The 23,501-nt window shown below is 50.6% G+C and carries 17 protein-coding genes; 11 read left to right on the top strand and 6 right to left on the bottom strand.

Annotated features, from left to right (window positions below):
- Nucleotides 1-604: 604 nt before the first annotated feature.
- From PHH59_RS15380 to PHH59_RS15355, 6 genes are all read right to left on the bottom strand, one after another.
- Nucleotides 605-1,141: a hypothetical protein gene (locus tag PHH59_RS15380; RefSeq protein ID WP_300018201.1), complete on the bottom strand. Its 537-nt coding sequence runs from the start codon at nt 1,139-1,141 to the stop codon at nt 605-607.
- 66 nt (nt 1,142-1,207) lie between these two features.
- Entirely contained in the window at nt 1,208-2,305 is a 1,098-nt protein-coding gene (locus tag PHH59_RS15375) for a M48 family metalloprotease (RefSeq protein WP_300018198.1), read from the bottom strand.
- Between the two features lie 12 nt (nt 2,306-2,317).
- Nucleotides 2,318-3,124, bottom strand: a complete 807-nt coding sequence (locus tag PHH59_RS15370; RefSeq protein WP_300018195.1) for a TIGR00266 family protein — start codon at nt 3,122-3,124, stop codon at nt 2,318-2,320.
- Between the two features lie 421 nt (nt 3,125-3,545).
- The gene (locus tag PHH59_RS15365; protein WP_300018192.1) at nt 3,546-6,656 is read right to left on the bottom strand and encodes a CusA/CzcA family heavy metal efflux RND transporter; all 3,111 of its coding nucleotides are present in this window, start codon (nt 6,654-6,656) and stop codon (nt 3,546-3,548) included.
- Nucleotides 6,657-6,659: 3 nt separating this feature from the next.
- Nucleotides 6,660-7,772, bottom strand: coding sequence for an efflux RND transporter periplasmic adaptor subunit (locus PHH59_RS15360; protein WP_300018189.1), 1,113 nt, complete (start codon nt 7,770-7,772; stop codon nt 6,660-6,662).
- Nucleotides 7,773-8,070: 298 nt separating this feature from the next.
- Nucleotides 8,071-8,268, bottom strand: coding sequence for a hypothetical protein (locus PHH59_RS15355; RefSeq protein WP_300018186.1), 198 nt, complete (start codon nt 8,266-8,268; stop codon nt 8,071-8,073).
- 333 nt (nt 8,269-8,601) lie between these two features.
- Between PHH59_RS15355 and PHH59_RS15350 the strand changes: the two genes are divergently transcribed.
- From PHH59_RS15350 to PHH59_RS15300, 11 genes are all read left to right on the top strand, one after another.
- Entirely contained in the window at nt 8,602-10,023 is a 1,422-nt protein-coding gene (locus tag PHH59_RS15350) for an undecaprenyl-phosphate glucose phosphotransferase (protein WP_300018183.1), read from the top strand.
- A 162-nt stretch (nt 10,024-10,185) separates the two neighbouring features.
- A complete protein-coding gene (locus PHH59_RS15345; RefSeq protein WP_300018180.1) occupies nt 10,186-11,286 on the top strand; it encodes a polysaccharide biosynthesis/export family protein in 1,101 nt (366 codons plus the stop codon).
- Between the two features lie 299 nt (nt 11,287-11,585).
- Entirely contained in the window at nt 11,586-13,943 is a 2,358-nt protein-coding gene (locus PHH59_RS15340) for a polysaccharide biosynthesis tyrosine autokinase (protein ID WP_300018177.1), read from the top strand.
- A gap of 2 nt (nt 13,944-13,945) precedes the next feature.
- On the top strand, nt 13,946-15,187 hold the full coding sequence (locus PHH59_RS15335; RefSeq protein ID WP_300018174.1) for an O-antigen ligase family protein: 1,242 nt from the start codon (nt 13,946-13,948) through the stop codon (nt 15,185-15,187).
- Nucleotides 15,180-16,523, top strand: a complete 1,344-nt coding sequence (locus PHH59_RS15330; protein ID WP_300018171.1) for a lipopolysaccharide biosynthesis protein — start codon at nt 15,180-15,182, stop codon at nt 16,521-16,523. Before PHH59_RS15335 ends, PHH59_RS15330 begins: the two co-directional genes overlap by 8 nt.
- A 68-nt stretch (nt 16,524-16,591) precedes the next feature.
- Nucleotides 16,592-17,530: a class I SAM-dependent methyltransferase gene (locus tag PHH59_RS15325; protein WP_300018168.1), complete on the top strand. Its 939-nt coding sequence runs from the start codon at nt 16,592-16,594 to the stop codon at nt 17,528-17,530.
- Nucleotides 17,514-18,356: a glycosyltransferase family 2 protein gene (locus tag PHH59_RS15320; RefSeq protein ID WP_300018165.1), complete on the top strand. Its 843-nt coding sequence runs from the start codon at nt 17,514-17,516 to the stop codon at nt 18,354-18,356. Before PHH59_RS15325 ends, PHH59_RS15320 begins: the two co-directional genes overlap by 17 nt.
- Nucleotide 18,357: 1 nt before the next feature.
- Nucleotides 18,358-19,212: a glycosyltransferase family 2 protein gene (locus PHH59_RS15315; RefSeq protein WP_300018161.1), complete on the top strand. Its 855-nt coding sequence runs from the start codon at nt 18,358-18,360 to the stop codon at nt 19,210-19,212.
- 385 nt (nt 19,213-19,597) lie between these two features.
- Entirely contained in the window at nt 19,598-20,794 is a 1,197-nt protein-coding gene (locus PHH59_RS15310) for a glycosyltransferase family 4 protein (RefSeq protein ID WP_300018159.1), read from the top strand.
- The gene (locus PHH59_RS15305) at nt 20,791-21,714 is read left to right on the top strand and encodes a glycosyltransferase (RefSeq protein WP_300018156.1); all 924 of its coding nucleotides are present in this window, start codon (nt 20,791-20,793) and stop codon (nt 21,712-21,714) included. The genes PHH59_RS15310 and PHH59_RS15305 overlap by 4 nt, the downstream gene beginning before the upstream one ends.
- Nucleotides 21,715-21,856: 142 nt before the next feature.
- Entirely contained in the window at nt 21,857-23,191 is a 1,335-nt protein-coding gene (locus PHH59_RS15300) for a L,D-transpeptidase family protein (protein ID WP_300018153.1), read from the top strand.
- The last annotated feature ends 310 nt before the right edge of the window (nt 23,192-23,501 follow it).

The raw sequence follows: 23,501 nt of genomic DNA, 5'->3' as shown, positions 1-23,501 counted from the left end.
ATATGTCGGGCTTTGACTCGACCGGCGGGACGCGGGTGTATTGGACATCTATAGACGCCCCTGACTTGTCGCCGGTTACAACCTCCCCGGCGCTAGTGGGTAGTTTGCAGTATCCGCATGTGGTGGGTAAGTATAGTGTTTGAGGGCGTGGCGGTTGTTGGGTATTGGTTAAATGATTCTGTTTTTTGTACCTGCTACTGCCCACACTGCAAAAGTTAGTTCAGTGACGTGCCGTTTGATAACGTCAGCGCAGCCAAGCGAGGCAAGCCCTGCCCCAACTGCAATAATGAGGGCGGGGCAGAAAGAAACTAAGGAAATCGGAGCTAGATATGCGATTAACGGCAACGGGGATCGTCGAGCTGTCCAAAAATATCTAAAAAATCCATTTCTCCATCGTCCTTGATCAATTGCTTATGCCGCTATTATCTAAAATTCTGTTGGTTTGGTCGCTATTTTTAATGAGGTAGCCCTGCAACCCCAACCCCGTAGCCTTGACACCCGCCGTATTATATATAGTTTATTGTAGGGATATTTATTAGGGTATTTTTGGAGAGTTTTTAGAGGTTTTTGGTTGTGGTTTTTGGGGCGTTTTTTGGGGTGTTTTCTATCGCAAACTAAGTGTTTTTTTATCGCAAACTAAGTGTTCGCGTACACCCCAGGATGTGCTGTCCGAATAAAGGTTCTGTTGTGCTAAAGTAATCAGGGGTTCATTGCTCTGTAAAGTCCTGGCAATAGAAGTGTCCGCTGTGCTTGCGGCCTGGCTGGCTTCTTCGTTTTTACCGACCAAATATTCCAGTTCCTTTTTCAATTCGGCATCATTGGTGCTGGCATGTACTTTTTTTAAAACGTCATTTGCCGCATTGATACGTAACTTTAAATCTTCAATAATTTGTTTGGCCCCGTTCAAGTCATTGTTTGTGTTATCAAGTTGCTTTTTCCATTTGAAGCCAACCACACTTCCTTCTTCAAAGCCAGCCCTGGTCAACAAGGAATTAAAATTCTCAGGCCAGATCAATAACATTATGAATAAACTGAGTAAAATCAGTTCCTTGAATAAGGAAGAAATTTCTTTGCTTATACTGATTCCGGTTTCTAGTTTCTTGCTTAGCTTGTGTTCGGAATTTTGTTCAGCTTCTGACATTGCTCGCCCCCTTAGTTGGTGAATGGTCAACAAAAATGGTTTCAAATGATGCGTTATGTAAAATAGCTACGATGGCACCTTTAGCAAAGCCTTGTCCTGTTGGATTTTCATCCAGTCAAACACTAAGGGTTGGCAAGCTTTACAGGGCTGTTCTTTAAGCAGGTTTTGAATGGTTTTGATGCGTTCGGCGATGTCGGGATGGGATGACAGCCATTCAGGAGGATTTGCCCCGGGTTCTTTTGCCAGTTTTTGTAACAACGTCACCATGCCATCGGGGGCGATCTTAGCACGTATCAGGGCTTGCAAGCCTAGGCGGTCGGCTTCATCCTCGCTATCACGGCTGAAATACATGTTGCCCAGTTGATGGGCAATAACCGCCGTCGCGGCATTGACATCGCCCAACACCACCATCAAAGCCGCCGCCCAGCCCAAGCTGTTGACCATATTTTTTAGCGCGTGTTGTTGCTCGACATGCTGTACTTCGTGCGCCAATACCGCCGCCAATTCATCCGCATTGTCGGCTTTGGCAATCAATGCTGAATTGACGATGATGATACCGCCTGGCAATGCGAAGGCGTTGACGGTTTTATCTTTTTTAATGAACCATTGGTAGTGGTAACGTGAGTTTTGGGTCAATTGCTTGCCGATGTTCTTGAGCGTATCTATCGCCAGGCCTTGTTTGACCATATCGCCATCGCCCTCGATTTGCGTCAGGACGGATTGTCCGAGTTGCTCCTCCTGCTTGACAGAAACGCGTTGGGTCAGCCAAGTCACCGCCGCATCGTATTGCCACCACAATAATCCTAAAGACAACACGAACACGCCCGCGATGCTTGCCAAACTGGTCCACACCAATCTAATGCTGAGCCGCCGCTGGTGCCATTTGTTGAATTGCTGCTTAAGCGAAACTGGCGCGTTAGCCATGATGAAGGCAATATCGTTTTTACCCATCAATTTAAGGCTGTAAGCTTCGCCAGTTGGGGCGTACCAGTGCAGGTAAAATTCATTATGGTCAAAACCGCCGACGCTCATTATGATTTTGTCGCAATTGACGTGGATCGCTTGGGCATTGATGGACAGGCAATCGCCGCTTAAGACCACATCAACAGGGGCGCCCGCCAATGGCGAATCACCGCCATACAAAATCGCTTTAAATAGTTGCATAGACGAAATCCCTTATTTATTGAGTTCCGCAAAAAACGTCGCGACGACAATGACGATGATGAGCAATAAATACAGCTTGCCAGCGATGCCTTTGGTGCGCCCCAAGGTTGCCATTTGCATCAGTTCAATACTCAGGCGGCGTTCGGGTAAGGATTGCAACCAGATTTTGCCTGGCCCTTTCAAGCTGGCGTAAAACAAACCTTCACCGCCAAACAAGGCGGTTTTCACTTTGCCGGCGTACTTGATTTCATAAGTGATCGAAGGGCTTAATGCGACCAGGCAGCCGCTGTCCACTTGCAAGGTTTGTGCAGGCGCAAGCACCATTTCTTTTAACGCGCCACTGGCATTGATGAACACCACGCCTTTGCCGGTGATGCGCTGCATGATAAAACCTTCGCCGCCCAAAAATCCGACCCGCAAGCGTTTTTGAAACGCCAACTTTACTTCAACACCTTCCTCGCCTGCTAAATACGCCCCTTTTTGGCAAATCAACTCGCCCCCCATTTCAGCCAAATCGACCGCGATAATCTTGCTGATGCTCGGCGTGGCGAAGGCAATCCGTTGCGGTGCTAGCGATTCGTTCCGGTAACGGCTGCTAAATAACGATTCACCTGTCAAAGAGCGTTTTAAGGCTTTAAAGAAACGCCCGGCAACCCCATAGGCGGATTGTGAACCATCACCCAGCACCGCAGTGACTTCGATATTCCCGTCCATGTACATCATCGCGCCCTGTTCGCCAATAACTGATATGCCGGGCGGCAACATGACTTCCACATACTGTAAATCTGAACCTTCAATTTGATACGAAATAGTTGACATTTTGTTCTCTCATAAAAATGGTTGATGCCGGGGTTAGGTAGGCCGGATTCTATCCCCAATGGTCTTTGGCCTATCGTCAAGTGTATTCGTGGAATACCTGAATTAATATTACAACTCCCAACAAATGCAAAATATGCTGTAAGGCATTGCTTTATATGGATAAGGAATTTTAAATAAAAATGGTGGCAATTTTATAGCACATGCGTAGGTCAGGTTAGCGATAGCGTAACCCGACGCAATCAGCACAAAAAAAAGTCGGATTACGCTATTGCTAACCCGACGATTGAAACGGATCACAAAAACACTCGTAACCACATGAATATTAAAATTTATTTCTTAGCTTAATGGCAGTGACACCAGTGCGTGGGAACAAGGCGGCCTAATGATCAACAGGCAGATTGCAATTGCCGCTCGAAACAGATCAAATAGCCCCGCGTTTTTCCTCAAACCACCGATAAAGCGTAGGCAGCATCACCAGTGTCAGCAAGGTGGAAGTAATCAAGCCACCGATCACCACTATCGCTAAAGGCCGTTGCACTTCCGAGCCGGGGCCGGTGGCGAACAGGAACGGCACTAACCCTAGCAAGGCAATGGTCGCCGTCATCATCACCGGGCGGAAGCGTTGGGCACAGCCTTGGCGGATGGCATCAATTTGGCTAAGGCCACTATCACGCAGATTGCGGATATAAGAAACCAGCACCACGCCATTCAGTACAGCAATGCCCCACAAGGCGATAAACCCGACCGAGGCAGGCACCGACAAGTATTCGCCGGTTATGAACAAGGCCACCACGCCGCCGATGGACGCGAACGGCAACACCAAAATAATCAGCGCGGCAAAACGCAGCGAATTGAACAGCATGAACAATAAAAAGAAAATCGCACCGATGGTGATGGGGATGATGATTTGCAAATGCCCCAAGGCACGTTCCATGTTTTGGAATTGACCGCCCCATTCCAGATAATAACTTTCCGGCAGCTTGACTTGCCGGGAGACGGCTTGTTGCAATTCGGCGACAAAACCGCCCAAATCCCGGTCACGCACGTTCACGCCGATGACTATCCGGCGTTTGCCCATTTCACGGCTGATTTGCGACGGGCCGTCGTTCAGGCGGATGTCTGCCAAATCGCCTAACGGCACCCTGGCGCCATTGGCGGACGTCAGCAAGATCGCGTCGATGGCTTCGATACTGTTACGGAAGTTTTCCGGCAGGCGCACGGCGGCGGAAAAACGCCTCTCGCCTTCGTAGATTTCCGTGGCGGTTTTGCCGCCTATCGCGGTTTCGATGACATCATGGATGGCGGACGCGTTGATACCGTGGCGGGCGATGGCTTCACGGTTGACGGTGATGGATAAATACTGCTGCCCGGTCAGCCGTTCGACGCGGATGTCTTGCGAGCCTTTAACATTGCCCGCGACTTTGGCGATGGCATTGGCGGTGGTTTTCAGTTGTTCCAGGTCATCACCAAAGATTTTCACCGCCAAATCCGAACGCACCCCGGTGAGCATTTCATCGACACGGTCAGAAATCGGTTGCGCCATGACCACCTGCACACCCGGCAAACTGGTCATCAATTTGTCGCGCATGGCATCGGCAATATCGTCCTGATCCCAATCTTCCGGCCATTGCCCACGCGGCTTTAAGCTGATGATGGGCGTGGATTCGTTTTGCGCCTGGGCGTCGGCAGGGCTTTCGCCACGCCCCAAACCGGACACCGCCGACAATACGCCAGGAATCTCCATCACCATCCGCATCGCCGCCATTTCCATGTCGATGCTTTCTTGCAACGAGATGTTGGGGACACGGTTAATGCCAGGCACAATCGAGCCTTCCTTCATTTCCGGTATGAACGAGCTACCCAAAAACGGCAAGATGGCGATAGTGCCCGCAAACAAACCCGCCGCCACCAACACCACCAATTTGCCGTTTTGCAAAGCCATATCCAGCAATTTGAGGTAGGGCCTTTTCATGAAAGCGATGATTGCCGTATCGTGGTCATGGTTGTCATGGCCTTTCAGCAAAAACGAACACAATACCGGCGTTAAAGTCAGCGATAAAATCAATGAAATCAACAAGGCAATGGCGATGGTGTAAGCTAAGGGCGAAAACATCTTGCCTTCCATGCCTTGCAGTGTCATTAACGGCAAAAACACCACGATGATGATGCCGACGCCAAACAACACGGGCGTGGCGACTTCCTTGGCCGCCGCCAGCACCACTTTAATGCGGCTGGTCGCCCTGCCTTTGCGGATAGCCAACAGCGTGAAGGCGTTTTCGACCACCACCACCGAGCCATCGACAATCAGGCCGATGGCAATTGCCAAGCCGCCCAGTGACATCAAATTGGCGGAAATGCCCAACTGGTTCATGATGATGAACGTGACCAGCGGCGTGACCACCAAGGTGCAGACCACAATGACGCTGGAGCGCAAATCCCCCAAAAACAGCATCAAAATGACCACCACTAGCGCGATGCCTTCCATCAAGACTTTGGTGACAGTATGCAAAGCCGCATCGACCAATTCGCTACGGTCATAATACGGCACGATTTTCAGGCCATCCGGCAACCTGTTTTTATCGTTGATTTCCTGCACACGCTCTTTGATGCGGCTGACCACTTCCTTGGCGTTGCCGCCGCGCAGCATCATGACAATGCCGCCTACCGATTCGGTGTAACCATTTTTTAGCACCGCGCCGACGCGCACTTCATGGCCGATTTTCACATCGGCGACATCGTGGATATGGATGGGCACGCTGTGCGCTTCTTTCAGCACGATATTGCCGATGTCGGCGACATCGCGGATCAGGCCCACGCCACGGATCAGGTATTGTTCGGCATAATGCGGCAATACCCCGCCGCCGCTGTTGGCGTTGTTTTGCGCCAGGGCGTTGAAGACTTCCGCCAGGGAAATATGGTAATGATGCATACGGTCAGGATGCACCAATACCTGGTACTGTTTGATATAACCGCCTTGGGAATTGATTTCAGCCACGCCTTGGATGCCGCGTAGCAAGGGGCGCACCACCCAATCTTGCACTTCACGGCGGCGCATCAGCTCGTCTTGGCTTAATGCGCGTCGCCCGTCATCGGTTTTATCTAAAGTATATTGATAAACTTCGCCTAGACCCGTGGATACTGGCCCCAATATGGGCGTGATGCCTTCTGGCATGTTGTGGCTGGCTTCCATCAACCGTTCCATGACCAATTGCCGGGCAAAATAGACATCGGTATTGTCGGTGAACACCAAGGTGATCAAAGACAAGCCGTTTTTGTTCAAAGAACGCATTTCCGTCAGCCCGGGCAAACCCGTCATGGCAATTTCCAGCGGCACGGTGATGAAACGTTCAACTTCTTCCGGCGAGCGTCCGGTGGCTTCGGTGGCGATTTGCACTTGTACGTTGGTGACATCGGGAAAGGCATCGACCGACAGGGTTTGCAAGGCTTTGACCCCAAACAAGGACAAACCCACCGCCAACACCAAGATCAGGATACGGTTGTTTAGGCCGCCGTTGATTAAACCTTCAACCATTGTCTACTCCAATTCCTTGCGTTGGCGTTCGTTGTTGAGATGGAAGCCGCCTTCCACCACCACTTTTTCGCCTGACTGCAAACCGCCCAATACACGCCGTATGTTGCCATCGCGGTTGCCCAATTTGACTGGCTTTAAGGTGAATTCATCGGCGGTGGTTTGCACAAACACATGGTCATGGTCATCCACGCGAACCACCGCAGCATCAGGCAACACCAATTCTTGGCGGCCTGGCTTATGGATGACCAAAGTCGCCAGCATTTGCGGCTTGAAAATCCGTTGCGGATTGGGCAATGCCATACGCACGGTCACCGTGCGGGTGTTGGGGTCAACCATGTCGGCGACATAGACTAAGGGGCCGCGTTGTTCCTGGTCGGGCAAAGCCGGAATCGTCACCCAGGCTTCATCGCCTTTACGCGCCCAGTCCGCTTGCTGTTCGGGGAGTTCCGCCACCACCCAGACATGGGACAAATCGGCGACGGTAAACAGGGCGTCGGCAGGTTGCACGACTTGCCCGACGGTTACGGTGCGCTCGACTATCGTCCCTTGGATGCTGGTGGTGATCGGTAACAGGGAATGGATTTTCCGCTCTTTTGCCAAGCGTGCCAGATCGGCATCGGACATGCCGAACACCCGTAATTGGTCAGTCGCGGTGCGTAGGTCAATATCGGCTTCACTCAACAGGCTTTCCCTTTCTTCAAGTTCAGCCGCTGGAATAATATCACTGGCAAACAGGCGTTTGGCGCGGTTCACGGTCAATTGCCGCAACGCCAATTGTGAGCGGGTTTTTAGGTACGCCGATTGTGCCAATCCTAATTCGGTGCTGTTAAGGGTCGCCAGTTGCCCGCCTTTGTGTACTTCCTGTCCGAGTACCGCACGGGTTTCTATGATGCGTCCCGTTACGGTCGCGCCGATACGCGCGACCCGTTGCTGGTCAAGTTCGACCCGCGCCGGCAAGCGTAGCGAATCATGCACTTGACCCGAACCGATGGCGATGATTTTAATTTGCTGCATCAGCATGGGCGTGGCTTTTACCATCATCGGCGTTTGTGCGCCGATTGACGTATTGGCTGCGGTATTGATGATGAGCAAGATGAGTGAATAAAATAATTTCATAACGGGTGCTTCCCAAAATCAGTGTGTAAAAATGCCCAAATCAATCAGTGTGGTGCTTTTTACTTATCGCGTATTTCTCTCTAAGTTTCCGATAGTTAAAATCGCAGTGCCTGGCTATTGATTGTTGAAAGCTTAGATCGAACAAGTTGTGGTCGAACAAGTTGTGGTCTAACAAGCTGTGGTCTAACAAGCTGTGATCTAACAAGTTGTGGTGCAGTGTGCATTATTTTTGTGCACAAGCAGGGTGCGGCACAATATAGGCAACGCGGATTCAAGCTGTGTATAAGATAGCGTTTTGTCATAAGTGCAGATAAGGATTGCTGCCATTCATGATCCGCGCGAGGTTTTGTCCGATAATTTTGCCGATTGGCAATGCCGATTGAACAGATAAGCTTTTTTGTAGGCTTCTTATATCGCCCAAGAGGGCAGGGCATGGGGATTTTGCCAAGAAATGGGCTTTGGCGGGGGCATTCAGAAGGTTTTGGTTTTTTTTCATTCGATTGTCTGGCGTTGCAAGCGGATTATTGAAAACACTTGCTGCTTTGAAAGCAATATCTATGCCATTAGTTTGGGGCGCGGTCATCTTGACCGCAACTGGCGGGCAAGATCAGACACGCTTTGGTAACTATTTGCGATACGACCTTTTACCCATCACCCCAAACTAACCCCCATCCTCATCTAATCTTAATCAAACCCCACCGTTTCCCCTCATCTTGCCTCGGTAAGCTTTACCTAAACGTAGCACTGGTGCTTAACACCACGCTACGGCTTGGGGATGGATGGTTTGCACTGTCCATCATTGGATAGACACAAAAAAGGGGTTAGCGAAATGCCACTGGGTTTAGGTAATATTTTCAACGGGCTCATCAAGCAATACGGGCACACGGTGATCCTGTTGCTGCGGTTTATCGACATCGCCATGCTACTGGGCGCGGCTTGGGTTTCCCATTATTTCTGGTTACGCCAGCCTGTCATCGACCAAGATTACCGCATCGTGATTTCGCTAGGGGTGTTGGCGACCATCATCTTTTTCGAAATCGGCCAGGTTTACCGCCCTTGGCAGAATGATGCGATGCGCGGCGAAATTGCCCGCATCGTCAGGGCTTGGGTGTCGGCGATTTTGTTGGTGATTTCAATTGTTGCCTTAGTCAGGCTGCATTTCTGGTTTGGCTCCAGTTACCGCTGGATTGCGACATGGCTGGTGCTTGGTTTGGTGTTGGTGTTGGCTGCCCGCAGTGTGCTCGCCCAGCTTTTGAAATGGCTTAGGGCGCGGGGTTGGTCGCAAGGCCGCATTATGATGGTGGGCTTGAACCAAATGGCGGTGGCGGTTAGCCGCCAATTGGGCCAATCGCCTTGGGCGGGTTTGCAAGTGGTGGGTTATGTCGATGACCGCAGTGAAAACGAATTTGCGGGTGGTGATTTTACCTTGCCTAAGCTTGGCGCAATGCAAGACCTTGCCGCGATAGTCACTAAAGAAGCGATAGACGAAGTGTGGATTGCGTTTCCTGGCGAAGCCTTGGCGGAACGGGCGCAACATGAATTGCGGCATTTGCCCGTCAGCATCCGCTTGGTCATCGACTGTTTCGCCTTCAAACAAAGCAAGTTCCTTAGCCTGAACACCGTCGCAGGGATACCGACTTTGGATGTTTCGGTCTCGCCGCTACATGGTGTCAACCGCTATATCAAAGAAATCGAAGACCGCTTCTTCGCGTTTATCTTGCTGGTGTTGATCAGCCCTTTACTGCTGCTGATTGCCATCGGTGTCAAATTAAGTTCCCCCGGCCCGGTGTTTTATCGGCAAGTGCGGGTGGGGTGGAACAACCGTAAGTTCACGATGCTGAAATTCCGTTCCATGCCTGTCGATGCCGAAGCTAAAACGGGCGCAGTCTGGGCAAAACCTGGCGAAAACCGGGCGACACGGTTTGGCGGATTCTTACGCAAAACCAGTTTGGACGAACTGCCGCAATTGTTCAATGTGTTGAAAGGCGATATGTCCTTGGTTGGCCCACGTCCTGAACGCCCTGATTTTGTCGAAGTGTTCAAAGAGCAAGTGCCGAATTACATGAAAAAACACATGGTCAAGGCGGGCATTACCGGCTGGGCGCAAGTCAACGGCTGGCGCGGTGACACCGATTTGAACCGCCGCATCGAACACGATTTGTATTACATCCAACATTGGTCCGTCTGGTTTGATATGGAAATCGCCCTACGCACGGTGTTGACGGGTTTTATCAATAAGAACGCTTATTAAACGATTTGTCCACGAAAGGCACGAAAAACACGAAAAACTAGGTGAAGTTGTCTGTTGGGATTTAACAATTACAAATAAACGTAAGCTCATCAACCCCAAAATTTTCGTGCCTTTCGTGAATTTCGTGGACAAAAAAAGATTTTTAAATAAGGAAAAACTGCCATGTTTAGATTGCTTCCGCTGGTTTTAATCATCACCTTATCGGCCTGTTCGTTGACTCCGGGTATGAATATGCAGAAAGACAATAACTTGTCCGAGCTGGATTTACCGGTGATGAAATCTGGCAAGATGGTCAAGCAAAAAACGCCTATCGTGCCGATTACCGCCGACTTGATCATCGCCCGCGAAAATGCCCGCCAACAAATGTTCAATAACCTACCGCCCGTATCACCCGATAAAGCCATTTACCGGATTGGCCCGCATGATAGGTTGCAAGTCACGGTTTGGGAGCATCCTGAGCTGAATGATCCGGGTGGGGAAGAGATATTGCCGGAACTGGCGGGCAAACCCGTCGATGATAACGGCAATTTTTATTACCCCTACGTCGGCGACCTGCATGTGGAAGGGAAAACTGTTAGCGAAGTTAGGACGCTGTTGACCCGCGAGCTATCCAAGTATTTCAAAAAGGTGAAACTCGATATTCGGGTGCTGTCATTTCAAAGCCATCGGGCGGCGGTGGTTGGTGAAGTCAAATCCCCTGGCATCCAAGCCATGAACGAAACGCCGTTAACCGTTGCTGAAGCCATTAGCCGCGCAGGTGGCGTGACCGAACATGCCGATATGGGCAATGTCGCCCTGGCACGCGACGGCAAGCTCTACAAAATTGATGTGTTGTCCTTGTACGAAAAAGGCGGCACTACCCAAAACTTGCTGTTGAAAGATGGCGATGTGCTGAATATCCCCGACAGCAAAGACAATAAAGTGTTTGTGATGGGTGAAGTCGGCAGGCAACAAGCCTTGCAAATCAATAAGGGGCGGATGACCTTATCGCAAGCCCTGGCGGAAGCGTATGGCGTCGATTTCAACAGCTCCAGGCCGGAAGATATTTATGTGATCCGTCCTGGCGACATGAAACCAGAGATTTTCCAATTGAATGCCGAATCCCCCGATGCTTTGATTTTAGCCGACCAATTCGCTTTGCAGCCGCATGATACGGTTTTCGTAGGAACGGCGGGGGTCACTAAATTCTCGCGTGTGCTGAACCAAATTTTGCCAGGATCGTTTACGTCGATTATGACACGGGCGGCGTTTGTGGGGATGTGATGATTTATTACGCTGATTCCCAAGCTCTGGCTTCACTGCCCTTAAGTTAAGGAATAAGTTAATAAAAATTATTATGTTGTGAATTTTACAAATCCCCCTCGATCCCCCTTTTTCAAAGGGGGAAGTTCGCCTCCTGACAATATCAGTCAAGAAGACATTATTCCCCCCCTTTGAAAAAGGGGGGTTAGGGGGGATTTATCAAGATAACTATCTGCTTTTTTTGCGATTTTACATAATTTAATGGCGGGTAAGCCGGAGCTTGGGAACGAGCATAACAAGCAAATAACTGGAACATGAACATGTATTCATCAAACGAAACGACACCCTTACCACCACTCAACCCGTTCCGAATTCTGGAGCAAGGTGTCAGTATCCGCGACACGATTGATCTGCTGGTTGAAGGCAAAAAAATCATTTTTATCGCTTTAGGCTCGGTGCTGTTAGTCACCTCAGTGTATTTGCTGCTCGCGCCACGCACTTACAAAGCCGATGCTTTATTGCGTATCGACAAAAACAAAGCCCTGCTTGCCGCACCGTTGCATAGCGAGGCCAACCAGTCACCTACCGAAGCCGAAAACCCACGGGCACAACGCGAAGTGGAAATCCTGCGTTCCCGTTCGGTGCTGGGCAAGGTGGTGGATGATCTGAACTTGGTGGTGGAAACTTCACCGTATTATTTTCCGGTCATCGGCGAAACCTTAGCGCGTCGGCATGACAGCCACGACGGCCTTGCCGCGCCGTGGTTGGGTTTGAACCACTGGGCTTGGGGCGGCGAAAAGTTGAAAGTCACCACGTTTGACGTGCCTGACCGTTTTTTGGATAAGGAATTTACGCTGATTGCGTTGGAAGCCGGGCATTTCCGTTTACTTGACCCTAAAGATGAAACGGTAATTGAAGGCCGCATCGGCGAAACGCTGACCGCAGAAGTCGGTGAAGCGACACCGATTGTGATTAATATCGCCGAATTTACCGCCAATCCGCATACCCATTTTGAGTTAAAGAGAAAAACGTCATTGGCGGCTATCGAAACCTTGCAAAAAGCCTTTTCCGTCAAAGAAGTTTCCAAAGATACGGATATTCTCAGCGTGGAGTTAAAAGGCCCGAATCCAGAGCAGCTTGCCAAATCGGTCAATGACATTGCGACGATTTATGTCAATGCCACGGTCAATTGGGAATCTGCCGAAGCGTCGCAAAAGCTGGGTTTTCTGGAAAGCCAATTGCCCGTACTTAAGGAACGGCTGGAAAAAGCCGAGCAAGGTTTAAGCGCGTATCGGCAAAAACATGGCGCGGTGGACATAAGCGCCGAAGCCGAAATCTTGCTCAAACAAGCGTCGGAAATGGAAACATTAGGTATCCAGCTCAAACAAAAATACGACGAGCAAAGCCAGCGTTTGGAAGCGGCGCATCCTGATATGGTTTCCACCAACGCGCAAATCAAACGCATAGACCGCAAACTGGGGGCTTTGGAGAAACGTATTCGGGATTTGCCGCGCACCCAACAAAGCGTGGTCAGCTTGTCGCGGGATGTGCAAGTCAATACCGAGCTGTACACGTCCTTGCTGAATAGTGCGCAAGAACAACGCATTGCTGCGGCAGGATCATTGGGCAATTCGCGTATCGTCGATTTTGCCGTGACTCCTGAAAAACCGTATTGGCCTAATTCCAGCTTGTTGTTAGCGATTGCCAGCTTATTGGGCTTGAGCTTGGGTTCGGCCTTGGTGTTTCTGCGCCATTCCTTGCAACGCCATGACAATTATCCGGCCTTGCTGGAATATCAAGTCGGTTTGCCGCTGTTCGCCGCGATTCCGCATAGCAAAAAACAACGCCGTTTGGCGAAATTGATAGACCAAGGCAAAGACCGCGAACCGGGTATTTTGGTCAGCCAAGACCCCTTGGATATTTCGGTGGAATCGCTACGCGGTTTGCGTACCACCCTGGAAACCACGCTGGCAAATCATGAAAGCAAAGTGATTATGGTCAGCAGCCCGGCCCCTGGTATGGGCAAGTCGTTTGTCAGCACCAATCTGGCGGCCTTGCTGGCGAGCATCAAAAAACGCGTGGTCGTGATTGATGCCGATATGCGTAACGGTCGCTTGCACGAAACCTTTTCGGTCAATAAAGAGCCGGGACTGTCGGATTTTCTCGCGGGCAAGGTTTCATTGGGCGACGTTATCGTCAGTCTGCCGGATGTCGGTGTGGATTTTATCCCTAGAGGCGGTGCGGTGCTGAATCCGGCGGAGTTGTTGGTGCTGGGACATTTGGAAGAAACCCTGGCGCAATTGAAAAGTTTTTACAACCATATCGTCATGGATTCGCCGCCGATTTTAGGGGCCACCGATGCCGCCATCATCGGCAAACACGCCGACGCGACGTTTTTGGTGGTCAAAGAAGGCCGCTACACGGCACAGGAACTGGAAGTCAGTTTCCGGCGTTTCCAACAAGTCGGCATCAAACCGAATGGCTTTATTATCAATGATATGAAAGAAGGTTCTTCGTATTACCCCTACTACGGTTACGCCTATACCCGTAAAGACAAAGACGCGAAAAACGGCGCACCGTGGCTGGGTATGGGCGATTGGTTTAAGCGGCACGATAACGCGTATCTGCCGCCGATAGAACTGGCCGAGATTTCTGACAACAACAGTGTGGAAGTTTAGCCATGCGCTTACAACTGGAAAATGATTTGCCAAAATTGTTGTTCGCCTTGGTGTGCGTATCGGTGGTGGCGGCCTTGCCACAAGTCGAGTCGGCTTGGCTGGGAATCAAAGAAGTCTACGGCGAACAGGATTTTGGTTTGCGTATCCTGCGTGAGCTGATGTTGGTGGTGTTGGTTGGCTATGCGTTTTTTGAGCCGCGTTTGCGCCAGGGGATTTCCAGCAGTTCCGTGTTGGCATTTATGGCGGTAATTGCCACTTATGTGCTGTTTGAGATTGGCTATGCAGGCTATTTGGATTTGCCTTTGGTCGTGCCAATGGCGGGGCTGCGGGTGTTTGAATATCTGCCCTTGGCCTTGCTGGGTTTTGTGGTTAGCCGTTTGGACGCGGGCGATTATGTCCTCAATCGTTTTGCCCATTACCTGCGTTATTACATTGCCTTAGAGGCTGTGTTGGCGATAGCCCAGGCCCTGTTTGCCCCGCCCTTGTTTGGCGTGTCCTTTTTAGGCGGCGGGCGGCCCTTTGGCACCTTTGTCAGCCCCAATTTGTTTGGCGCGACGATGGCGACCTGTGCTTTGGTGTTTGCGTTAATTCCTAGTATGCGCCTGTGGGTATTTGTTAGTGTTTTTTTAGCCTTGCTGAGCGGTTCGCGGACGGCGTTTATCAGTTCCTTGCTGGTGGTGTATTTCCAACTATACGCGCTGCTGCGCCCCCGTGACCGTTGGGCCTTGGTGATGCCGGCGCCTGTTTTGGCGGTCGGTGCGCTGGTGTTGGCATCCAGTCCGTTGCTGAGCGGGCGTGACGATGCTGATCCTACCCAAGATGGACGCTTGGATTTATGGCAACGGATTTTTTCCCATTACATCCGCGATCCTATGGATTTGTTGTTCGGCTGGGGTTTAGGCTTAAGCTCCAATACCATCAATATTCTCTATGGCGCAGAACATTTCCAAGGCCAGTTTGATTCGGACAGCCTGTATCTATTTTTGCTGAACGGCTATGGCTTGGTTGGTTTGTTGGCTTACTTAGGCTTTTTATGGATGACGACACGGATGTCCATCCACCCCCATAAGGGCTTGGTGGTGATGTTCATTTTCATCGCCGGGCTGACATTCAATATGTGGGAGTATTTTCCGCAAAATGCCTTGTTGATGTATTTGTGGGGCATGGTATTGGGGACGAGTTTAGAACTGATTCCAAGTACCGGCTTGGGAACGAGCGTAATGCCGGGTAAACGCTATGTTTAAGTTATTGAAAGAAAAACGGCTGTTCGGTGACGCATTCTGGGTGCTGTTTGGGCAACTGGCTTCTGCCATCGCCTTGCTGGCGGGCACCCGCATCTTGACCGAATTGGTGACACCGGAAATCTACGGGCAAGTCGCGTTGCTAAACGGTTTTGTCGCCTTGGGCGTGGCGGTTTTTTCTTATCCTTTCATTTGCGCCGGAATGCGGCTTTTGCCGGAATGCACCGACGACGCCGGACGCGCGGCCTTATTTAGCACGGTGTTCCGTTTGGCGGCATGGGCAACGGGCTTGGCGATGGTGTTGCTGATGCTGGGTGGTTTCGTTTATAGCCGCAAGCTACAAGGCGATATGTGGCTGTTTGTGCTGACAGGTTTCCTGCTGGCCGTCACCGTCCGCCGTGAATTGGGCATCCAATTATTGATTGGCGGACGCAAACAGCGCGGGGCCAGTTTGTGGCAAACCACTGATAGCATCTTGCGTCCGCTCTTGGCTATCGCATCGGTCATTTATCTGGGCCAAAAGGCTGAATGGGTGTTGTCGGGCTATATCGCGGCGAGCTTTGTTTCGAACACGGTTTGGTCTTTGGTCTTCGGCAGGGTGGGCAAGGCTGTTCTGCCCACTGTTTACCCGGCAAAAGGTGGGCAGAACAGCGTTGTCCACCCTACAGCCGCTGTTTGGGCTTATGCCTTACCATTGCTGCCAATGGAATTGATATTTTGGCTCAATGGCTTGGGTGACCGTTATGTCATCGGCTATTTCATGACCGCTGCGGACGTGGGTTTATATGCCGCGACCTATCTGATTATCAACGAAGCCTTTAACCGTAGCGCGATGGTGTTGTTACGCATTTTCCAACCCGTTTATTTCCAAGCCTGCGCACAAAATCAACTCAACGAAGGCTTTCGGATTTTATGGTTGTGGATAGCGTGTGTGTCGGCGATGGGAAGCATCGGCGTGGCCTTGCTGCTGATCACTAAAGACTGGGTGGCACTATTGCTGCTGGCGCAATCGTACCATCCGGCGGTTGCGTTAATGCCGGCCATCGCCGTGGGTTGTGCGCTGCATTGTCTAGGTACGGTGGTGTCGCAACCGTTGTTGGCGAAAAAATGCACCCGATTGATGTTACTGGGCAGGTTATCGGGCGTAATGGCGGCGGCTATCAGCATTCCGCTGATGGTGAAAGAGTTTGGCTTATTGGGGGCGGCGATGGCTAACCCAATTTATTTTGGGATAGAGGCGTTGGTTCTGGCAATGCTAGCCAGACCTTGGCGGCCTGTTTGTACTGTCAATAAGGATGTTTTAAAGCGGACTGAAGAAACTGCTGAGATCCTGATTTAACGCTGGTTTCCAAGCGGAAGCTTGGGAACTAGCACACTAATACCATCAATTATTACAAGGAGAACACCATGATTTACGCATCAACCGCAACCTATGGCGATGTCTTACACGAATGCGTGGCCTGCCATGCCGGGAAAATCCGCTATTGGCGGCAAAAAAACTTCCATTACACTCAAGCGGCACAACACAAAGAGTTTCATATTTACCGCTGCGAAAACTGTGGTACAGGTTTTTTAAACCGACCACCTACAATGCAATGGTTAAAAGCCATTTATCAATACTCAGGCCAGGCGCTCAGCCAAGCGGTGACGCTGGAGCAAGTCTTGGCCAAGGAGGCCGAATTTCCCAATTGCACAGTCGATGCCGGACGCATGGGCCAACTCGCTAACCATTGTAACTGTTCGGTAAATTCACAGGCTCTAGATATTGGTTCTGGCTTTGGCTTTTACACGCAAGCACTTAGAAAACTGGGTTATCAGACCGTCAGCATCAATCCAGGCCAATACGAAAACGCCGTGTTCAAAGAGTTAAATGGTGATGAACCACTCACCATGATGTTCGAAGATTATCAACCATCCGGGCAGTTTGGCATCGTGATGATGTCACAGGTTTTGGAGCATCTCTTAGCACCCAATCAAGCAGTAAAAAAAGTCTCCAAACTACTGGCAAACGGCGGTGTTTTGGCTTGTGCAGTACCTAACTACAACTCGTTTTTAGTTAAATTGCTCGGTACTGGAGACAACGCCTGTTTATGGGTGCCTGAACATGTCAATTTCTTCACCGAAAATGGCCTGAGAGCCTTGGTAGAAAGCAACGGTTTTCATGTTGTAAAAATCGAACAAATTACACGGATTCCATTAACCGCACTATCGAAAAAATTAGGTCTAAAAGGCACGCTGGCAGCATTTGTTGACGGTTTGTCCAGGTTTTTTCTGCCCCAGGTTGCCAACGTAATGAACGCCTTTGGACTGGGTATCTACATCAATCTCTATGCGGTCAAAATCTAAAGTGTCGGCTTCATATTCCAACGAAAGTAGCGAGGCAGTGATGTTGACCATCGTCATCTTGACCCAAAACGAGGCCGCCAATTTACCGCGCTGTTTGGCGGCGATTCCTGAATCTTACCCGATTGTGCTGGTGGATTCGGGCAGCACCGATGACACCATCGCCATTGCCAGAGTGCGTGGCTGCCAAATTTTTACCCATCCCTGGCCAGGTTTTGCCGAACAGCGCAATTTTGCCATCCGGCACTGTGGCATCAGGACACCTTGGCTGTTGTTTGTCGATGCCGATGAAATTTATCCGCAGGCGTTTTATGACGAATTTGAAACCAAGCTGGCGGCTGACGAGGCAATGGATGTGCTCATGGTGCCGTCGATATTGTATCTGCGCGGCAAACGCTTGAACCACGCCCCCGGCTATCCGATTTATCACCCACGGCTGGTGCGCCGTGAATCTGTGCGGTTTGTCCGCAACCATACCGGACACGGCGAAGCGGTGATGGACAACTGCCGGATCGCTTATGCCAAGATTCCGTATCAGCATTACTTTTATAACGGCGAGATTATTGAATGGATGCACAAGCATGTCGATAAAGCCGCACAAGAAGTGCAAGTGCGGCCCACCACGGGCGCAGTGATGACAACACGCGGGCGGATCAGTGTTTTGTTGGGGCGGTCATGGCTGAGGATTTTAGCCCGATTTTTATACCACTTCGTATTTCGGGGTGGATTTTTGGACGGTTTTGCCGGGTTGGAATTCGCGCTGATGTTCACTTGGTATGAAGCGACCATTTATGTGCAAGCAAAGTCCGGCATTCAAGCGGGAGGATAATATGAACATTTCACTGGTATTGGCAACCTTGGGCAGGGACAAAGAGTTATTGGCTTTTTTGGATTCAGCCAGACAGCAAACGTATCCGCATTTTGAAGTCATCATCATCGACCAAAACCAGGATGGCAAGATTGACGGCATCGTCGCCCAATTCAAAAGCTGTTTCGAGTTACGCCACATCAAAGTCAATTTTACCGGCAACGCCCGGGCCAGGGATTACGGCATTCACTTTGCCAAAGGCGACATTATCGCCTTCCCTGACGATGATTGCGCTTACGACACCGATGTGTTGGCAAAAGTCGCTGCGGAATTCCGTCAGCGCAAAGATCTCGCCATTTTGGTGGCAGGTTCTTATGACCTTGCCAGCAGCCGTTTCAGCATTGGTGTGAACAGCCACAAAGCCCATTATTTCTCACGCTTTCAGATGATGGGAGTCGAGTTCACGCAGTTTTTTGCTTTAAATCGGTTAGATAGAAGGCAGTTTTACTTGGATCACGATTTTGGCATTGGCTCCAAATATTCCGGTGGCGAAGGCTTTGAGCTTTTGTACCGCTTGCTACGGGCGGGCAACCCGGCATTTTATACGCCAGCCATAAAAATCTATCACCCCGATAAAGACCATTATCGGCTCGGTACCGCCAGAATGCTGATGTATTCAACCGGAGTCGGGGCCTATATCCGTAAATTCGCCAACCAGCACGACGTGTTCATTTTGTACTACATCCTCCGCAAGATGTTTGTCGCGCCGTGCGTAAAAATGGGCTTGGCTGTGCTGTTATTGAACCGGAAACGCTTGGCTTATGATTTTTATAACCTTGTCGGGGTTTGGCGGGGGTTTTTGACTTATCACGGGTGATATTTATCACGTCAGGTTTAACGCTGGCTCCCAAGTTCCGGCTTACCCTCTCTGGGGCATAAATGGGAACTCAAATACCATCAAGGTAGGCTGGGGTGACGCAAGGAACCCCAGCATGATGGCCTATGGTGCTGGGATTGCGCTATCGCTTCATCCCAGCCTACGACGCTGTTATTGAACCGGAAACGATTGGCTTATGACTTTTATAACCTTGTTGCCATCGTTCCCACGCTCTGCGTGGGAATGTAGCCTTGGATGCTCCAGCGTCCCGTTTCATCACGCGGAGCGTGGGAACGATAAAAAACGATAAAAATTCCTTTTAACAACACAACAATGACTGAGCAATGTCATTGATTCATCCACAATCCATATCAGGAGAAATGCAATGGAAGTAGGTATTGTTGCTACACATATTCCACCCGCCAAAGGTTATGGCGGTGTTTCTGTCACCGCCGCCGTGCTGACCAAGGCTTGGGCGCAACGCGGCCATCATTTAACGTTAGTCGCTTCCGATGAATCCATTAACGGGCCGTTGCGCCCCGAAGATGTCCAGCTTGGCGGACAGGTGAAAGTCAAGCTCTATCGCTGCTATGGCTTCCGGCGTTGGGGCTTGGGTTTGGGGGCAATCCCTGAGCTGTTCAAATTATGCTCACAGTCACCGGTGGTTTATATCCACGGTATTGCCACCTGGCCTTCGACATTGGCGGCCATTTTTTGCACACTATTGCGCCGCCCGTTCATGATTGCCGTACACGGTGGTTTGATGCCGGAACATGTGGCGTTAATCCGCAAGCAAAAACGGCACAAATGGTGGTTTTATCAATACCTGACTTTCCCGACGTTACGCCGGGCGATAGCCGTGCATTGCACCAGCAGCACCGAAGCGCAAGGGGTACGCGATGTGTTGGGCGAAGATGCCCGTATTTTATTAGTCCCCAATGGCATCGCCAGCGGTGATTTTACGGTAGCGCCGTATCCCGCCAAACCAGGGATGCAGTTGTGTTTTCTGGGGCATATCCAACAGGAAAAAGGCATCAATGCCTTTATCAGGGCGTGGTTGACAGTGCGCCAGCCAGCGGACCGCTTGGTGATTGCGGGCAGAAGCGTTGATGGCGCTTATTTTCAGGAGTTTCTGGATTTAGTCGGGCAAGCGCAAGGGGCTATCCGTTATCAAGGCTACTTGGAACGCGATGAAGTCATGGACTTGTTGGCAGACAGCCATTTTCTGGTGCTGCCTTCGGGTTTGGAGGCAGCGGGCGGGATGCGCGAAAACTTTGGCAATGTCGTCGCCGAAGCTATGGCGGCGGGCCGTCCGGTGCTGGTCGCCAAAGGCTTGGCTTGGGATGGTTTGGAAGCCTTATGTGCTGGTTTTGTGTTCGAGAGAAACGCGGCATCGGTTTGTGCGGCACTGCTAAAAGCCCAAGCCCTGAGCCGTCCGGCATGGGAACACATGTCTGCGAACGGCAGAAATTATGTCGAACAACAGCTAGATGCCGTCAAATTGGGGGATAAGGTTTGGCAAGCGTTGACGGAAGCGGATCAGGAAATAAACCACAGTCCACTAGCCGGGGAAGTGTTATGAATAAAATCGGCCTGATTGTCCCTACCTTAAATGCGGGAAATCTTTGGAAAGCTTGGCTCAAGGCGTTCAAACAACAAAGCCGAAAACCGGACAGTTTGTTGTTGATAGACTCGTCATCCAGCGATAACACCGTCGCGCTGGCCCGCGCCCAAGGTTTTACTGTGCGGGTTATCCCAAAATCGGAGTTTAACCACGGCGGCACTCGCCAACTCGGTGTGGGCTTGCTGTCGGACATGGATATTATTGTTTTCCTGACCCAGGATGCTGTATTGGTTAGCGCCGATGCCATCGAAAAATTAGTGGCGACTTTCGATGATGAACGGGTCGGCGCGGCTTATGGCCGCCAGCTTCCACACCGCAACGCCGGGCCGATTGCCGCCCATGCACGCTTGTTCAATTATCCAAATGAAAGCCAGTTGCGCAGCCTAGCGGATCAAAACCGCTTCGGCATTAAAACGGTGTTTATCTCCAATTCTTTCGCCGCGTATCGAATGAGGGCATTGATGCAAGCCGGTGGTTTTCCCATCGACACCATCATGAACGAGGACACCTATGTGGCAGGAAAAATGTTGATCTCTGGATGGAGGATCGCCTACTGCGCCGAAGCCCAAGTTTTCCACTCCCATGATTACAGTTTACGGGACGAATTCAAACGTTACTTTGATATTGGTGTGTTCCATAACACAAGCTCGTGGTTGCAGCGGATGTTTGGCGGCGCATCGGGCGAGGGTTTGCGATTTGTGGTTTCGGAACTGCGTTACCTGATGCAACACGCTCCTGGGGCGATTCCTTCCGCCCTGTTGCGGACAGGATTGAAATGGTTAGGGTTCAAGCTGGGTTCGCTGCATTTGGGATTACCACAGGCTATTCGTAGGCGTTGTAGCCTACATAAAACGTATTGGCTGCGGACTTTGCCGTAACCCTATTGCGATCCCGTCCGTAACGTTTTCTCTGGTCCCCAAGCTCCGGCTTGGAAACCCATAACGAAAAGCTCCAGCTTCGAGAATTCTGGAAGCTGGAGCCATTCCCAAGCCGGAGCTTGGAAACTAGCGTAAATTCACTATGTCAACTATTCCATTATCAAAATTACCCGCCAGCCTTTTGCTTTGGGCCATCCTGCTCAGTGTGTCCCTTAGCGGCTGCCAGATTATACCCTTGCAAACCCAACCCGAACCCGTGGCCAAAGTGGATAACGAAGTCGCGCCGGAAGCAGTGGAAAAACATGGCTTTGCCTTAACAGAAGGCCAAACCTTAATCGGCACATTAGCCGTGATGAAATCACGCGAAAACGATACCTTGCCGGATATTGCCCGCCATTTTGGGCTGGGCTATAACGACATTACCCATGCCAATCCGTTTATCGAGCCGTGGACACCTGCACCCGCCAGCCAAGTATTGTTACCGATACAATTTATACTGCCAAACACACCACACCAGGGCATAACGCTGAACCTTGCCAATATGCGGCTGTTTTACTACCCTAAAACTGAACCCAATAAAGTCTACACCTACCCGATTGGTATCGGCAGACAAGGTTGGAATACGCCAACAGGCGTTACCCAAATTGCCGGCAAAAAAGCCAACCCCGTTTGGAATGTCCCGCCTTCCATTCATCAGGAACACGCCCAGAAAGGCGACCCGTTGCCGGGTTCGATAGGCCCGGGCCCGGACAACCCTTTAGGGCTTTATGCGATGAACCTGGGCTTTGAGCGTTACCTGATCCACGGCACCAACAAGCCTTATGGCATTGGTATGCAAATCAGCCACGGTTGTGTGCAGTTGTATCCTGAAGATATTGAGGTTTTGTTTAACAAAGTCGCCATTGGCGTACCGGTGCGTATCGTGCATCAACCGTATTTGACGGCATGGCAGGAGGGTAGCTTGTATCTTGAAGCCAATAAACCCTTGTCTAAATGGGCCGGAGATAAGGCCAGATTGAAAAAACAGCTATTGAAAGACTTGAAGAAAATCAGTGCCAAACAAAATGTCAGCGTTGATTGGGAGAAAGTCGAGCGAATTATCGAACGGGCGGACGGCATCCCCACGCCAATTTTGAGCCAAAGCCCCAATGAAATTCATCTGGCGGCAACGGCCATGCCGCTGAAACACCCCGAACATCTTTATCAGCAACCCGCACCTGAAACCATCAAAGCCAGCGATTGGGCGGCCTTGGTCAGCCGTTTTGATAACGGGGCCGAAGCGCAAAAACTCACCGTCATGCTCACGCACCAAGGCCCCATGATACCCGCCCATAAGATCCAGAAAGACAATGGTTATTTGGTCATTGCCGGGCCTTTTAAAAGCAAAAAAGAACTGAAAAATGCCGCCAAGCGCATCCGTATGAATTTTGACATAGATGTTGAGCCGTTAAAACCGACCACCGTTTCGGTCGATTAAGCGTAGTGGTTAAAACCTAATCTGGCAGTCACTGGATTTTTAGAAGCAAGTAGCCCGTATTCTCCATACGGGCTACTTGTTTATGCCGAATGGTATTGATTCCTGACCTATTCCAGTACGGTGATTTGAGTTTGCATGGCAAGCATTCAAACCACAAATAACTTACAGGTTACAATATAGTTTATAATACCAATCCCAATAAGTTTCTATGACAACACCGCCCAGCTCCGAGAGCAAAGGGATCGAATGGCGTCCGGTTGCAAAGCAAATTTATTCCAAGCCTGACAGCAGACATCAAGAATGTCGTCAT

Source organism: Methylovulum sp., assembly GCF_028687615.1.
Lineage (GTDB): Bacteria > Pseudomonadota > Gammaproteobacteria > Methylococcales > Methylomonadaceae > Methylovulum.
This window is presented reverse-complemented; position numbering and strand designations above follow the sequence as displayed.